12 protein-coding genes are annotated in these 16,699 nt (G+C 40.7%); 4 read left to right on the forward strand and 8 right to left on the reverse strand.

The window, feature by feature from the left end:
* Positions 1-21 precede the first annotated feature (21 nt).
* Together H5186_RS02175 and H5186_RS02180 are read left to right on the forward strand one after the other, a co-directional pair.
* A complete protein-coding gene (locus H5186_RS02175; RefSeq protein ID WP_182794068.1) occupies positions 22-5,343 on the forward strand; it encodes a DNA repair ATPase in 5,322 nt (1,773 codons plus the stop codon).
* A gap of 28 nt (positions 5,344-5,371) precedes the next feature.
* Entirely contained in the window at positions 5,372-5,635 is a 264-nt protein-coding gene (locus H5186_RS02180; protein WP_149980857.1) for a biotin/lipoyl-containing protein, read from the forward strand.
* Positions 5,636-5,697: 62 nt separating this feature from the next.
* On the opposite strand, the gene H5186_RS02185 is transcribed toward H5186_RS02180, so the two are convergent.
* From H5186_RS02185 to H5186_RS02210, 6 genes are all read right to left on the reverse strand, one after another.
* Entirely contained in the window at positions 5,698-6,840 is a 1,143-nt protein-coding gene (locus tag H5186_RS02185) for a N(5)-(carboxyethyl)ornithine synthase (RefSeq protein WP_145237471.1), read from the reverse strand.
* A 375-nt stretch (positions 6,841-7,215) separates the two neighbouring features.
* Positions 7,216-7,770 carry a zf-TFIIB domain-containing protein gene (locus H5186_RS02190; RefSeq protein WP_182717039.1) on the reverse strand — a complete coding sequence of 185 codons (555 nt, stop codon included), beginning with the start codon at positions 7,768-7,770 and terminating at the stop codon, positions 7,216-7,218.
* A gap of 89 nt (positions 7,771-7,859) precedes the next feature.
* Positions 7,860-8,012 carry a DUF2256 domain-containing protein gene (locus tag H5186_RS02195; protein ID WP_182794069.1) on the reverse strand — a complete coding sequence of 51 codons (153 nt, stop codon included), beginning with the start codon at positions 8,010-8,012 and terminating at the stop codon, positions 7,860-7,862.
* The gene (locus H5186_RS02200; protein ID WP_182794070.1) at positions 8,002-9,516 is read right to left on the reverse strand and encodes a cryptochrome/deoxyribodipyrimidine photo-lyase family protein; all 1,515 of its coding nucleotides are present in this window, start codon (positions 9,514-9,516) and stop codon (positions 8,002-8,004) included. The genes H5186_RS02195 and H5186_RS02200 overlap by 11 nt, the downstream gene beginning before the upstream one ends.
* Positions 9,517-9,685: 169 nt before the next feature.
* Positions 9,686-10,651, reverse strand: coding sequence for a carbohydrate kinase (locus tag H5186_RS02205; RefSeq protein WP_182767474.1), 966 nt, complete (start codon positions 10,649-10,651; stop codon positions 9,686-9,688).
* 462 nt (positions 10,652-11,113) lie between these two features.
* Positions 11,114-12,271: an ROK family transcriptional regulator gene (locus H5186_RS02210; RefSeq protein WP_220493207.1), complete on the reverse strand. Its 1,158-nt coding sequence runs from the start codon at positions 12,269-12,271 to the stop codon at positions 11,114-11,116.
* 288 nt (positions 12,272-12,559) lie between these two features.
* On the opposite strand from H5186_RS02210, the gene fucP reads away from it, so the two are divergent.
* Entirely contained in the window at positions 12,560-13,867 is a 1,308-nt protein-coding gene (gene fucP, locus H5186_RS02215) for an L-fucose:H+ symporter permease (protein ID WP_145237450.1), read from the forward strand.
* Positions 13,868-13,947: 80 nt separating this feature from the next.
* On the opposite strand, the gene H5186_RS02220 is transcribed toward fucP, so the two are convergent.
* Positions 13,948-15,282 (reverse strand): DASH family cryptochrome, encoded by a 1,335-nt coding sequence (locus tag H5186_RS02220; RefSeq protein WP_220493208.1) that lies wholly within the window; start codon positions 15,280-15,282, stop codon positions 13,948-13,950.
* 72 nt (positions 15,283-15,354) lie between these two features.
* Between H5186_RS02220 and H5186_RS02225 the strand changes: the two genes are divergently transcribed.
* A complete protein-coding gene (locus tag H5186_RS02225; RefSeq protein WP_145237753.1) occupies positions 15,355-15,966 on the forward strand; it encodes a flavin reductase family protein in 612 nt (203 codons plus the stop codon).
* 107 nt (positions 15,967-16,073) lie between these two features.
* Here H5186_RS02225 and H5186_RS02230 read toward each other — a convergent pair whose 3' ends face one another.
* Positions 16,074-16,502 carry an OsmC family protein gene (locus H5186_RS02230; RefSeq protein WP_145237444.1) on the reverse strand — a complete coding sequence of 143 codons (429 nt, stop codon included), beginning with the start codon at positions 16,500-16,502 and terminating at the stop codon, positions 16,074-16,076.
* Between the last annotated feature and the right edge of the window lie 197 nt (positions 16,503-16,699).

The raw sequence follows: 16,699 nt of genomic DNA on the forward strand, positions 1-16,699 counted from the left end.
TTAAATTTCAGGATAGGTTTCATGACGGACGCAACTCAACAAGCGCTAGAACAAGGCTCGTACGATTTAATTAAACGCCGCTTAAATAATTTTGGTGCTAGTTTAAAAACGCAAATAGATGATGTAAATACACAGCGTATTAACGAGTTTGGTAGCACTGATCTACAAGTAAAAGGGCGTGTTCGCGTTCGTACGGAGCAAAATTGTACCCCGCGCGATATCGTGATTATTGGCGATAAAGTTATCTTTGCTTACAACGTATTTTTGGGATTAAAAAAAGAAACCGCAATCAGTGATGTATTTAGTGTACAAAAGCTGGTGGAGCAAGACGACCATTACGAAATTGAGCCTTACCCAGAGACAACGCGTTTTTTAACCGATAGTCGTTTTATTCGTGATTTTGAAGAACTGTATACCTACTACAAACAAACCAGCCTACAGCATTTATATCAACAAAATGGCAAGCTATTTGCGCTATTCCAAATCGGTGACAAGTTATCGGATGTGCGGGTTTTTCGCTGGGAAATTCACCCAGACAACACCATTAATTATATCGATAACCGCGGTGAGCGTGATATTCAACACGCACATGACTATGATTTTGAATGGCTCAAAACTGACCGAAGTAACCACATAGAAGGGCGCCACGCTCATATCAACATCGCGGACCAAGTGTTTGTTGAAACCATTGGCGGTTCACTGACCATTAAAATAGAAAACAGCACTGACACCGGTGAAGGGATTTATCAAGAAGCTGTTGATGATAAAAACCAATCCCTTGCTGACAGCGAAGTTGAGTACGCGCTGGTAGGCGACTTAGTGCTGCTAAAAATTCTCCCATACCGTGAAAAAACATGGCGTTACTTTATTTATAACACCCGCACTCAGCAGGTCATGCGCCAAGATGCAATCGGCAGTGCATGTGTTACTTTACCTGAAGATCACGGCATTATTTTCCCTGGCGGTTACTACTTACAATCAGGGCAAGCACGCTCGTTTGAAGAGCAAATAGAAGATTTAGAATTTCACCGACATATAAAGTCACCAAACGGCGAAGATGTTTTATACGTGTTTTACGAGCCAAGTGAAGGCCGTTACGCGCTATTTGCCTATAATATTATTGATAAAAACCTGCAAAATCCAATTTATTGTCACGGTTATGCTATTTACAACGATGGTATAACGCTGACTTTTAAAGCCGATAAAGACCAAGCGGAGCGAGTACATCCGATTCAAATTTGGCAAAGCCCGTTTGTATCGGCTGAATTTGCAGCCAATGCGCCGCCACTTACTAGCTTTTTTGGTAAAATAGGTAACCCCGATTTAGTTCGCGGTATTTCTGATTTATACAGTGTCTATAAAGCCATTAGCGAGCAAAGCCCGACTTTATTTCATTACGAAGATTTAATTGCCCTTAGCCGGAATATCTTTGACCGTTACCATTGGCTTAACGAAAGCGAGTTTGCGAAAATCGCACAAAACCTACACAGCATCAATGAAACCGCTGAGCAAGTGCTTGATGAGTTTGAAAAAGTCACCGAGATTCAAAACAAAGCCAAGCAAGCCTTGGTGGATATTAATAAGCAATACACTGATGTAACCCGAGAAGTACGTCCTGATAGCTTTAAAGTCGCACCGCAATTTGTGCAAGGTATTGATGCATTAAAAATGCTCAAAGGGCAAGTAATAAGCCTTGAAGATATTAAATATATAGATATTGCTGCACTGAATAACTTACAAAGTGAAATTGATACACGGCTGGTGGAAGTAAGCCAAGCAACTGCTGCGTTTTTACAACAAGACAGCGCGCTGGCGCCGTACCACGAAAAACTTAAAGAGCTTGAAGAGCTAAGCAGTAAAAGCGAAAGCGTTAGCGAGCTGAAGACCTATATTGCACAGTTAGATGCGCAAAGTGTAGAGCTGGATTTACTTAACCACACTATGCTTGATTTAGACATCGACGACAGCCGTGTGCGCACGCAAATCCTCGAAGATATCAGTGCTGTTTATGCGTTGGTTAATCGTGCTAAAGCGAGTATTGAAATCCGCCAAAAGAGCCTTGGCAGTGTTGAAGCTAAAGCTGAATTTGCCGCACGCTTTAAGCTTTTTTCGCAAAGTATTACCAACGCACTAAATAATGCTAAAACCCCAGAGGCGTGTGACGAGCAACTTTCACGTTTGCTTATTCAGCTTGAAGAGTTGGAATCGCAATTTAGTGACTTTGACGAATACCTGACAGAGATCATTGCCAAACGTGATGACGTATACGAAAGCTTTGAAGCGCATAAACAAAGCTTAATTGATACCCGTCAGCGCCGCGCATTGAATCTAGCCAATTCCGCCGAGCGTATATTGCAAGGCGTTAACCGCCGTGCGCAAAGCTTTACTGAGCTTGATGCATTAAATACTTATTTTGCCGCCGATCCTATGATCAGCAAGCTTCGTGCATTGACTAGTGAGCTTAAAGAGTTAGGCGATGAAATTCGTGCCGATGATATCCAATCAAAGCTAAAAGCCAGTAAAGATCAGGGCATACGTTCGTTACGTGATAAACAAGATATTTTCACTGATGGCGGCAATACAGTCAGTATTGGTAAGCACGCTTTTAGTGTTAATAAGCAATTACTCGATTTAACCTTATTGCCGCGTGACGAGCAGCTGATGCTGCACTTAACGGGTACTGATTATTTTGAGCCAATAACAGATGAGAAAAGCTTACAAACGTTACAGCAAAGTCGTCATTTGTGGCAACAAACATTAGTTTCGGAAAGTGAGGTGGTTTATCGTGGTGAGTATTTAGCTGCGCAAATATTACTCGCTTGTGAAAACAGTGAGCATTCGCTGACTTTTGCACAATTAGAGCAGGCACAACGAGATAAACAGTTATTGCAGCTGGTGCAAAAATTTGCTGAACCGCGCTATCAAGAAGGCTATGAAAAAGGCATTCATGACCACGATGCATGGGCAATTATTGACACCTTACTGACGCAAAAAAATAGTCTGGACTTACTTATTTATCCGGCTAGTTGTCGTATTATTGCGCAGTTATTTAGTGCGCAATTGTCATCTGCACAACTGAACGAATATTTCCATCAAGCGAGCAATGCTATTTTGATGGATAAACACTTTGCTGCGACCAGCTTTATCAGCACGTTAACCGCGCAGTTAAGTGAACAGATCAATGTCTTTTTAACTCAAGTTAGCAAATTATCTGCACGTTTTGCTGATTTATCCACTGACTTGGCCGCAGCTTATTTAGTGCAACAATTAGCGCAACAAAAAACGGCAGAGCAACAGCTATTTATCGTTTCTCAGCAAGCTAAAAATTTAGCTGAACAGTTTAGCAGTGACGCTAAAGCCAAAGGTTATAGCAACGAGCTTGCTCAGGCCTGTGAAAACGTAAAGCAAACTGATGAGCGGGCATTATTATTTTTAAGTTGGCTTAATGCGTACTGCATGCAAAATCCTAAAGTATCGGCAATGGTGCAAGCGGAAGCGGCTAACTACTTACACCTCAGTGCCACTACAGCATTGCAGTATACCGTACTGGATGCCACGCCGAGCACGCAAGTTGAACACTTAATGGGGCAGCATAAGCGAGTGCAAGAGCAAGTTTTAAATTTAGATTACGCTGAGTTTTATGCCCGCACGCGTAAGTATATTACTGAGCAAGTGCCGGCTTTTGAGCAATATCATGCATTGCGCAGTGATATTTTAGCTGAGCAAAAAGAGCGCCTGCAGCTTGATGAATTTAAAGCCAGGCCGCTTAGTTCGTTTGTACGTAATCAGCTGATCAATAAAGTGTACTTCCCAATTATTGGCGATAACTTAGCAAAGCAAATTGGCTCAGCAGGTAAAAACAAACGCACTGATTTAATGGGCATGCTATTACTGATCTCGCCGCCAGGTTACGGTAAAACCACCTTAGTGGAATACGTTGCTAACCGTTTAGGGCTGACTTTTGTAAAAGTAAATTGCCCGTCGATAGGGCACGATCAGGTGTCACTCGATCCTGCTCAAGCCATTAATGCTACTGCTGAAAAAGAGATTGCAAAAATCAATCAGAGCTTTGAAATGGGCAATAACGTGATGCTGTATTTAGATGATATTCAGCATACTAACCCTGAGTTTTTACAAAAGTTTATTTCTTTGTGTGATGGCTCAAGACGTATTGACGGGGTGTGGAACGGTAAAAGTAAAACCTATGATTTACGCGGTAAAAAGTTTGCCGTAGTGATGGCAGGTAACCCGTATACAGAATCTGGTGAGAGCTTTAAAATTCCTGATATGTTGGCAAACCGCGCCGATATTTATAATCTTGGCGATACCTTAGCCGGGTGTGAGCAAGAGTTTGCCATGAGCTTTATAGAAAATGCGCTAACATCTAATACAGTATTAGCGCCATTGGCTAACCGTAACATGGAAGATTTATATAAGTTAGTGCGGATGTGTCAAGGCGAAGATATTTCATTAAATGAGCTTGAACACGGCTATTCACAAGCGGAAGTTAACGAAATTAAAGCGGTACTCAGCCGATTAATCACTATTCGTAATACCGTACTAAAAGTGAACGCCCAGTATATTGCCTCAGCCGCGCAAGATAATAATTATCGCACAGAGCCGCCATTTAAATTGCAAGGCAGCTACCGTAATATGAATAAAATGGCAGAAAAAGTCGTTGCTGCCATGAATGACGAAGAGCTAGAAAACTTAATTTGTGACCATTATCGTGGTGAAGCGCAAACACTCAGTAAAGGCTCTGAAGAGAACTTACTTAAACTCGGTGAACTGCGTGGCACCTTAAGCGCAGAGCAGCAGCAGCGCTTTAGTCAAATTAAAGGTGACTTTGTACGTTTAAATAAACTTGATGGCGCAGGCAGCCCGGTGATGATGGCGGTGGAGCAAATGGGCTATTTGCATCAATCACTGGAAGAGATTGCCGGTAAACTCAGTAAAAACAACCTAAGCCACGATTACAGCCAGTTATTACAAAGTGTTGGTGTGAATATTCAAGGTTTAGATAATAAACAAGCAATTAGTAGCATAGCGCAATCGCTTGATAATGGTTTTGTGCAAACGCCTTATATGGCAAGTTTAGAGCAATTAAGCCGTGCTATAGCTGGTAATAACTGTCAGCCACACTTGCAGGCGTTAATTGAGCAACTTGCAGCCCTTGATAATAAAGAGGCTGTGAATGCGCTAACTGCAGCGGTTACCAGTAACAATAACCAAACGTCATTTACTGAGCTTGTTAATGCAATTAACCAACAAACTCAAGGTATCAATAATAACAATGTGCAGGCTCAGTTTGAAAAATTGATTGCTGCATGGGGCGCGAAATAGCATTTAAATTAACCACAAAGGAAGCAATATGGATATCAAAGTACCTGAACTACAAGGAATGATGGGTAAGGCTACGATTTCGGCAATTTACGTTAATGAGGGGGATGCCGTAGTACGAGACCAAACTTTATTTGATGTTGATTTTGATAAAGTGGTGTTGGAAGTGGTTGCTACCACTGCCGGGGTTGTTCATAGCTTTAGTGCCAAGCAAGGAGATTTAGCTATATCAGATCAAGTGGTGATGCAACTGAGAGAAAAAGTTGCTGGTGAGCAAACAACATCAGAACAATGACTCTTACAGATGAACTCGTCGAGCAGGATTAGCTGCTCGGCGTGTTTATTGATGTTTAATAACTAAAGTGCATTATAAGGCGGGTTTAATTGGCGCTTTTGAAACGCTAGAATCGCAGTATTTTTGATTATACCGTCTTCAATATTAATCGCACGACGGATGGTTTCATCTTTTTGCCATTGTGCCTTGCCTGCTAATACTGTAGGTAAGTATACAATCATGGCGGCTGAGATTGAACGTGTTGCGCTTTCCCATAAATAACTAGGTGTATGATCAACCGCGTAATAATCAACGGTTTCATAGCGAAACATCGGATTTGCAAATGTGGTGGGTTTAGCAAAAAAGAACCCCATACCTTCGTCACAGCTTACATCTATAATTAAACTATTTGCTTTTAGGCAGTCCGCTTCAGATTCAATAACAAAATTAACCGGGTTTGCAGTTTCTTGAAAAGTGCCATTGACGATAATATCGGCTTCGCTAATGAGCTCCGTTAGTGGCCGTTGCGTACCATCGTGTTCAACCACCATCATCCGTGCTTCATCGTGTTGGCCTTGGCGAACTTTAACGTAATGGCAGTCGAGGATCTCTTCGCGTACTTCGTGATCGGGGCGCTGGATGCAAATCGTAATATCTCTAAAACCATGGGCTTTGAGTGCATAAATTGCACCGCGACTAACAGCACCAAAACTAAAGATGATGGTTTTACGCTGATCACCATAATGTCCATCAATACCTTTGAGCTGCAGTGCGTGTAACACCGCACAGTAGCCGGCCATTTCGTTATTTTTATAAAAAGTATGACGACCAACATTGCCTTGCGGCGACCATACAAACATATCTTCAAACGCAATGAGAGTGAGCTTTCTATCAAGTGCAGCTTGGGTTATTTCGCGTTGTTGTACGCAATGTACGTAGCCCCAAAGGGTTCCACCTTCACGTAGCTCCTGTAAATCAGCAAGCACCGGTTTGGCGATGATCACGGTGCCTATTTTGGTTAAAATATCACTGCGACTTGCAACACCACCGGTTAATGCGGCTATTTGCGCATCGCTCACATTAAAAGCTTCGCCGTAGCCTTGTTCAAAGATCAGTTGTTTTCTAAGTTGTTCTGGAATGCGCTTAAGGTGGTCTGGGTGGATAGGGTAACGTCGTTCATCTGTCTTGCGTGACGTACCAATTACGCCAATAGTTAATTCACTCATGCTATCGCCTTGTTTAAAGTATGCTGAGTTCATAAACGAATGATGCTACTTCGCCAACAAACTGTGGGCTGTTTTACAGGCAAGCGAAACACTTGACTGTAAACAATGGTCTCAGTAAAGGGTTTTGTTATTTACTAAATTAGTATTTTTAATATAAAGCGGTTTTAAATCAGGTGGTTAACTTGCATAGAATGACAAGTTGAAAGTAAATATGACATAGCCGCGATTGGCTTCTGCGTATTAGCATTTGAGTATAACAGTAAAACAGTGGCGCATGCGGTTAACACAGCAATAAGAAAATTAAACAAGTACAATGACTGTGGTATTTTTTGTGATAAAAGGACTCGATACAGCGAGTCCCACTTTTTTAGCAGCTTACTTTTCCGCAGAATATGGGTCTTCAGCCATTAGGTAGGCTCTCAAATCTGCTTTTTGCGGTTGTGCATTAAGCCATGTTCTGAGTTCTTTCACTTTTGTATAAGTGTCTGCGCCGAATTTATCAGCATATATGTCACTAAAGTTTTGCTTGGTACTTTGCTCTCTAATTTGGTTTTGCCATTGCTGTGTTACTACTGCATTCAATGTACCAGCTAAGCCTTCTTCTTTTAGTAATTCCCATTCACCTGCATCTAACCAGATCCCACCTACTGGTGCGCTGTAATCAATACGGTGGTCAGTTGCTGATGAAATACGAAACTTACGCATAATGACCCCCGATACTGGGCAAATTAACGCTTTTTTAGTGTCTTTAGCGTCGGCTTCGAATGAGATATTGTCAGCAAATGCAAAGTTTGGGTTACGCTCTTTCCAAGCTGCAAAGTCTTCGATTAGTATCCAGTGGCCATTACAGTGCGTGCATGTGTGTGAACGAAATTGACCTTCAATAAAGCTTGGTTTAAGTAACCCTTTACCACAACTTGTACAATTCATAGTATCCCTTAATTCATGCTATTTATTATTAATAATAACGGTGATATTACCGTATTTTTAGAGTTGATAACAAAGGTTATTGTATTTAACTAAGGGGTTAGCTTTAGCTCTTTACTGCGTTTACAACGCTCTGAGCAGTAAATAACGTTATCCCAGTCGCGCTGCCATTTTTTACGCCAAGCAAAATCACGTTTGCAAGTGGGGCAGGTTTTTTGCGGTAAAGTTAGTTTTTTATGAGCCATTGTGATGGTTTGTCTTGGTACTTTTTGTTCTAGGGGCGATGCTTACATGCTTTTTTAAAATCGCAGGAATAGCGCGCTTAACCTCAATACGTTCGCGATATTGCCAAAGCCGTTCTCTCGCTTCTTTAGACGCTTTGGTTAAATCAATCATCGGTGCAGGGTAATCGTCACCTAGTTTAAAGTCGTTAAATAATGCTTCCATGGGTGTTTGCTCCCAAGGTTCATGCAAGTATTCTACAGGCAGCTTTTCAAGCTCTGGGCACCATTTTTTTATAAATTCACCGCTCGGGTCTTGATCCTCAGATTGTTTAATCGGGTTGTAATGTCTAATAGTATTAATGCCCGTAACCGATGCTTGCATTTGTATTTGCGGGTAGTGGATCCCCGGTTCAAAGTCTAAAAAATAGTTAGCCAACGGCAGGCTTGCATGTTGCCAGCTGATGTTTAAATGATGCGTAACAAAACTAACTAACATAGCGCGCATTCTAAAATTAATATAACCGGTGGCTTTTAAACAGCGCATACAGGCATCAATAATAGGAATACCGGTTTGCCCCTGTGCCCAGCGTTCAATATCGCTAGTAACTTGTGCGTCATCACGATATGGAAATGCATGGTACCCCGGATTTAATGCTTTAAATTCCATGCTGCATTCGCTTTCAAACTTTTGCATAAAATGGCAATGCCAGTGCAGGCGAGATACAAATGCAGCAAGCGGGCGCTGCCAACCTTTTTTATCAGCACAAGTGCTATGGTATGCGTCAATCGCCATTTGATACACTTGCCTCAGGCTGATATTTCCCCACGCTAAATAGGGCGATAGCCTAGAGCAATGAGTACGGCTTAAACTAGGGCTAGATATTCCTTTTTGATAACCCTTACCGCGTTCAGCAAAAAAACTTTGCATTACTTCACGGGCAAGTCGTGGGCCCCCATGCTGAAAATATTCATTATCTTGCGTATAGGCACTAGGCAGCTTGGGTGTTTTATAGTCAGTAAGGGGGAGTGGCTTTATTTGCTTCCAGTTAGGTATAGCAATAGGTGCTTGCATGGTTTGTTGCCAGCGTTCGTTCCAATTGTGGCGATTTTTTTTGCCACGTATCACAGCCCCGGTTGGCGACTCTAACCAGTTAATATGATGGTGTTGGCACCATGCTTTAATGGTTTTATCACGTTCAAAAGTGTTGTTTAGCCCTATTTCTTGATGGCTAAACATGTTTGTGATTGCAAACTGCGAGTGAAGCGATTCAAGTAGGGTTTGCATGTCTTCATTAAATATATACACGCGGCTATTATAGCGAGCTAGTTGGGTATTTAAATCAACAATAGATTGATAGACAAAGCGCCAATGCCGCTCGTTGTAATGCCCATCGGCAAGCAGTAAAGGTTCAAAGTTATAAATTAATAGTGTGGGCAGGCCATTACTAAACGCATTTTTTAAAGGCTGATGATCGCTTAGGCGTAAGTCACGTTTAAACCAGACTATGTTTATTTTTTCTTTCATACTGGTGATATCAAAACCGTATCGTTTATAAATAATTAGGCATAAATAGTTTTATACGTATTAAATGTAAAAGTAGTTTAAAAGCGATTTTGTTAGACGACTAAAACTAAAAATATGAGTTTTAGTCGTTAGAATAGAGGTTACAAATAGGCTGGTTGATTGTAAGTGCTCAGGCAGACAGGTCTTGCTGCGTTGGTAAAGCGTCGAATGCACCAAACTTTGCGACAGTTGAGGCGCCACACTTAGTTGCAAAGTCGATTGCTTTTAATACTTTTTCAAAATTATTGGCCCAATCAGTAAATTCGTTTTTATCACTTACTAGCGAAGCTACTTGGTATAAAAAACCGCCTACAAAAGCATCACCGGCAGCTGTGGTATCTACGACATTCGCTGGTGGACAAGGATATGTACCACTAAATGAGCATGAGGAAAATGTAATTGGCTCGCCACCATCAGTCATTAAAACCAATGACACGCCATTGTCTACCCAGCTTTTTATTGTGGTTTCAATATGCTCAATACCATACAGGGCTATCAGCTCATCTTTACTTGCTTTAATAACATCAACCGTTTTAGCTATATCATTAATAATGGATGGGGCTGTAAGTGGTTCATCCCAAAAGGCAGGTCGAAAATTAATATCAAAGCATGTAACCGAGTCTGCTTCTTTAAAGTGTTTTAGTGCATTTAACGTAGTATTTAATATGTGAGCCTTAGCTAAAGAGCCTGAGCAAAAGCTCACTATTTTAGGGGCTGCAAATAAAGAGGAGGTTAAATCGGAAATCTGCAAATCATAATGCGCGGCGTCTTTATCGTAAAAATCAAATGTACGTTCACCGCTTTCATCTAATGAGACAAAGGCTAGTGCAGTTTTACCCTTTTTAGAAAAGCTAACATGTGATGTTTTAACATTATGTGTATCGAGTGCCTTTATTAAAAAACGACCAAACGGATCATCGCCTACCTTACCAAGCAATGAGCTCAAACCGCCTAACTTTGCTACGGCGACAGCTACATTTGCGGGCGCACCTCCTGCAAATTGAGTGAATCCTAGCTCGCTGCTTAATACTGTTTTATCTATACAATCATTTGAGAGTAAATCAATTAAGGCTTCACCAATTGCAACTACTTCCATTACGTTATTCCTATAAAAATTGTCAGGGTATCGTCTCGTTTTAAACGATACCTTTGGTTAAATCTAAGCCTTGACCACCAAGACAGTTATTGATTTTGGTGTCAAAAAATACGTCGCTTTATGTATCTTCTCGAATCAAGCCAGCTAACTTAGCTGGGTTAATGGCATTGATAGATTCACTCTTTTTTGACCAGATGTACCCGTTACGATTATGTGGCCAAATCCTAAACCATTTTTTGCTTTTGTTGCGTGTGATTAAAAACTTGCTGTTTTATCAACCCGCCTCACCAGTTTGGGCAAATTTGTAAATAGAATGTAGAGAACTAAAAGCAATAAATCAACTATTATTACTTATTTTTTTGTACAAGTTTATGGAGTTATTTAATTGAATTTATTTGCGGGTAATCCAGGATATTAAAGCGCCGGCGAATAGCGCCGGCTGCTTGATAAATTTATTGGAAGCTAGTTGTGGGAAAGGCTGACGTTATCTTGAGAAAAGTTTATAATTAACGGTAGGTTAGCGCAACCTATTGATTGAGCTTTAGCACCAATAGAGCCGCTTTGTACGGCACAGCGATAAATGCCACGATGATCGGCTTGGCTTAATTTTAACTTTGTTGCTAATACTATTTTCTCTCTTACATTGATAGGGATTGCACCATCAATCACAATGGCTTCAAAATCAAAAATAGCTAGTGAGCACAGTGCTGCATAGGCAAGGCCATCTGCAACTTGATCTATCCATTTATCTAAAACAGGGCCTAAATCTCCCCAATATTCTTTTGAACTCCACACTATGTCGGTATTGTAGCCATCATCTTTAAGCATTTTTTCAAGGATATACAGCGAAGACTGCATGATCAGCTGTTGCGATGTTAGTTGGCCTTCACTATTGAGTACAGGCCTTGGTAATGAGCCAATAGCTCCCGCATTGCCTTTTTTACCGGTAAATAAGGTTTCATTTATAACGACTCCACCACCAATAAAAGTGCCAATAAAAATGTATAAAAAATCGGTAAAGCGAGCTGGGTTGCCAAAGCTCAGCTCTGCTGAGCATGCTGCGGTATCATCATTACATACATAGACAGGAAGAGAGATGATCTGATTGATTCTTTGTTTAAAATCGAAAGACTTCCACTCATTCATTACTTTCTTTGGTGCGCCAGCTTCTTCAGTCCAATTCCAAATTTCAAAAGGAGTTGCAACACCAATACCTAGAATACGCTCGGCTAACTCGTCACTTAAGCTCATTTTAAGTACGCTGATACCTTTTTCTAGAAAAGTGAGCAGACTATTTACAGTAGGGTAGGCACAGTATTCATTTAAGGTTGCGCGAATATTTCCGACCAAGTCAATTAAGGTTAAATCATAACTTCGGCGACCAACTTTTAAGCCGATGCCAAAAGCACCATCAGGATTTAAGGCAAACGGAATCGTGGGTTGGCCAACACGGCCACGCTGTGGCTCTTTTCTTATTAATAACGACTCGGCTTCTAAGCTATTGATAATAACTGTAACGGCTTGTGCAGAAAGACCCGTTTTTTGTGCTATCTCGGCTTTTGGCGCACTCCCTTGTTGACGAATTAAAGACATAATTCGACGTTCATTGTGAGCACGCAAGCCAGATTGGCTTCGGCCTTCTTGTGAGACGAGTCGAGGGTTTTTAGCTTTGATAATGATTCCTGTCTAATCTGTTATTGTCTTGAATAACTTAACTAATTGTACACTGAGCGGACATACTTGGCGACAGCATTGGTTTTATTACTGTGCTGATCATTTAATATTAAATTAACGACAGAGTACAATTAAGTATTGTTAAATGTAATAAATAACTATAGTTGATTTATTGACGAGGTGATATTTACCTGTTTAAATGCTTTACTCAAAGTTAACAACTGAGACATGGCAATGACCACACACACACATACAAAAACACCTCTTGTCTCTAAGGAGATGGTGGTTCCCTTTATTTTGCTTGTACTTTGCTTTGCAGCATGGGGTGCTGCAGCAAATATGACTGATCCGTTAGTTAAAGTATTTAGTAAAATATTTACTATGTCTTCAGTGCAATCGGCACTTGTACAGTTTAGCTACTATGGCGCCTACTTTTGCTTAGCCATTCCTGCCGCTTATATAAATAAACGCTTTTCTTACAAAACGGGAGTATTGACAGGCTTAGGCATGGCTGCGATGGGGGCATTTATGTTTTATCCCGCAAGCCAAGCAATGACTTACGGCTTTTTTTTAGCCGCTTTATTTGTGTTAGCTGGTGGTCTATCTATTTTAGAAACTTCAGCAAACCCCTATGTGATGGGAATGGGAAATCAGCAAAGTGCAACCCGTAGATTAAATTTAGCGCAATCTTTCAATCCTGTTGGTACTAATATCGGTGTGTTTTTAGCCGCAACCCTTATTTTACCTAGCCTAAATATAGCTTCCTCAGATGAGCGTGCAGCTATGAGCGCTGAGCAACTAACTCAGGTAATAAAAGCAGAACTAGATGCGGTTATGGTGCCTTATGTGGGTATGGCTTGCGTACTTGTGCTTATTTGGCTGGCAATTGCATTTACTAAAACACCTAACTTTTGCAAGCAAAAAAAGGTATCTAAGCATGTCGATTTTCGTGCAACCTTTAAACGATTATTTAAAAATACACATTATCGCTTTGGCGTTATTGCGCAGTTTTTTAATGTTGCAGCGCAAACCTGTGTATGGACCTTTACCATTCAATACGTTATGGAAGCACTTGATACAAACGAAGTGACCGGTGGAACGTTTTTGCAATACAGTATGATCACTTTTCTGTTCTCTCGGTTTGTGATGACATGGCTTATGGGATTTATTAGACCAGCAAAACTATTAATGGCAACCTCTGTAATTGCGACGCTATTATGTTTATATATGGTGCAAATGCCAACTATAAGTGGGGTTTGGGCTTTAGTTTGTATATCGGCTTGTTTATCGTTAATGTTTCCCACTATTTACGCAATTTCATTACATGGTTTAGGCGATGATGCAAAGTTAGGTGCTGCCGGATTAGTAATGGCTATTTTAGGTGGAGCGATAGTACCCGTGGTACAGGCTGTATTTATTGATACCTTCAGTGTCGCTTTTTCTTATATTGTGCCAGCAGGCTGTTTTATTATTGTGGCTGGTTATGCAGCATTTGATTTAAAAACAAAAATTAGAACATTTAATAATGTGGCACCTTGCTAAAATGCACAAAACCGAGTCTTAAAGGCTCGGTTTTGTGTGCTACAACTTTTATTCTCACCACCGCTATTCTTTAAGCATTATTAACTGCTTAACGGCCAATCTGCGGCATCTAACGAGTCTATGGCGTGTACCTCATCACCTTGCCAGTGATTAATAAATTGATTATTAGCATCGTAGGTTTGGGTTTGCTTTACTAAATTGAAATGCCTACCCGAGCGAGGATCCGCGCCAACACCTGCAAGGTATTGCCAATTTCCCCAATTAGATGCCACGTCGTAATCAATCAGTTGTTGTTCAAAATAAGCAGCGCCAAAGCGCCAATCTAGCTTGAGCTCGTTTACTAAGCAGCTTGCAACTAATTGCCGGCCACGATTTGACATATAGCCGGTTTTATTCAGCTGTTTCATACATGCATTGACAATGGGATACGGTGTTGTGCCTGTGCACCATTGCTTAAATCGCTGTGGGTAAAAACTGGTTAGTGGCTTACGCTTTGTAATTCCGGCAAAAGAAAATAACTTATTGCCATAACGCAGGCTGTATAGTTGAAAGTATTCACGCCACAGTAATTCAAAATAAATCCAGTAAGTTGAGTCGTTTGCGCCATGAATGTGCTCATAATTACGCAAAGCGTTGACTATTTGCCGAGCACTAATGCAGCCATTAGCAAGCCAAGGAGAAAACTTGGTTGAGTTTTCAATACCAGCTAAAGCGTTGCGAGTTTCTTTGTAGGTAGATGGATTAGCACTTGAAAAGTAATCAGCTAGGTGATCAGTCGCACTTTGTTCACCACCTGCGAATAACGCTCGTTCTTTACTGACATTAGGCAATGTAGTTGGCCAAGGCATTGGAGCAATTAAAGGTCTGGCTATGTACTCTGGAGGATCTAAAAGTGTATTGATAGTGGGCGTTGTTTGCTCAATTAGCTTTCTGAATTGACTAAATGTTGCTGGCAGTTCATTAATAGTAAAAGGAAGTTGCTGGTTGTCATATAAGGTAAATGTATTAGCTTGTTTAATAACAAGATCACCATGATTTTTCGCTACATTGAGTAGCGTTTGCTGCTCATCGTAACCAATTTGTTCACTGCAATATAGAGTACGCACGTTGTGATGGTGATAATAATGTTCAATCATCTCATGAGCAGCTTGATGGTAGATCACTAAATGTTGCCCATAGTCTTTCAGAGTATTGTTTAACTGTTGTAAAGATTGCGCTAAAAACTGCCAGCGATGTTGTCCCATTGATTGGCAATCATGGTGATTGCTTTTAAACCATTGAGGGTCAATACAATATACAAAGCTAAGTGCTGTATCTTGCTTTGCAGCAAGAGAGATTAATGCGTTATCGCTTAGTCGTAAATCGTTAGTAAACCAGTACAAAGAGTGTGTCATAGTAATAAAGCGTTTTTTCATTTACTTTGTCTTTAATACGTAACAAAGTGAAAAGGCGTTTAGTTTAATGAGTTTAAATTTAATGAGGTGATGATGTATTTTGATTTAACTGATCCTGACGAGCAAAAAGGGGCATACAGTAAATTGGTTGGTGGGATCACGCCAAGGCCTATCGCGTGGATAAGTACGTTAAGTAGTGATGGCGTGGCGAATATTGCGCCGTATTCATTTTTTACCGTGGCAAGTGTTAATCCACCGGTATTGAGTGTGACTCAGGTAAATCCAGCTGAGAATCAAAACAAGGATACCTTAAACAATTTACTGGCCACAAAAGAGTGCGTTATCAATGTGGTCAGTCATAATCTGGTGGAGCAAATGAATCAAAGCTGCGGTAATTTTTCTTCGCAAACTAGTGAATTTACGGCTGTGGGGATCGCATCATGTGCAAGTCAATCAGTAACTCCATTGGGGGTGGCAGCAGCTAAGGTTCGTTATGAATGTAGCTTACGTGACGTGGTCACTATTTCTGAACAAGCAGGTGGCGGGCAAATGATGTTATTAAATGTAGTTGGTATTTATATTGATGAAAGTGTGCTTGTTAACGGCTATATTGACCCAAGAGCTTTAAATACCGTTGGTAAAATGGGCGGAGATTACTTTACGACAACGCATGATTTATTTAGCTTGGCTAGGCCAGAGATTTAGCTGAAATTTTACGTTATTTTATGTTTATACCTTTTACGTATAGTAAAAACCGTGCAGTAAAAAGCCAAGTAATAATTACTTGGCTTATATACGGCTAATTTTTTAGTTTAGTTGAGTGCCATTGTGAGTGATATCTCAGCATTCATTAATTTTGAGATAGGGCAGCCTTGTTTGGTTTGCTCGCACAGTTTTTTAAATTCTGATTCAGCAATACCGGCAATTTTTGCCTCTACACTTAAGGCTATATGACTAACCTCAAAGCCATCATCCACTTCATCTAAACTAACCACTGCACTGGTGGTGATATCATCAGCAACGTAATTTGCTTCAGTTAACGCAAGTGATAGCGCCATACTAAAGCAAGCACTGTGCGCCGCAGCTATTAGTTCTTCTGGGTTAGTGCCCGCTTTATCTTCAAAGCGCGTATTAAAACCATAGGGCTGATTATCTAAAGCGCCGCTTTCGGTGCTAATTTGACCTTTACCAGATTTAATATCGCCAGACCAATGTGATTGTGCAGATTTCTTAATCGTCATACTCATCTCCTTTGTAATAATTTCGCTAACTGTGAAAAGATTTCACCTTTGCATAGCGAAATGGGCGGTTTATAGAGAGTGTTGCAACATAAGCACCAAGTTTACAAAAGTATTGAATGTTGAGTTACACGGATCCACTGACGATAAGAATGTGTAATAAATGAAATCAGCATGGCTAACTAAAAAGCGGTCCTTAC

Origin of the sequence: Pseudoalteromonas sp. SG41-2, from assembly GCF_014164535.1 — a bacterium.
GTDB lineage: Bacteria > Pseudomonadota > Gammaproteobacteria > Enterobacterales > Alteromonadaceae > Pseudoalteromonas > Pseudoalteromonas rhizosphaerae.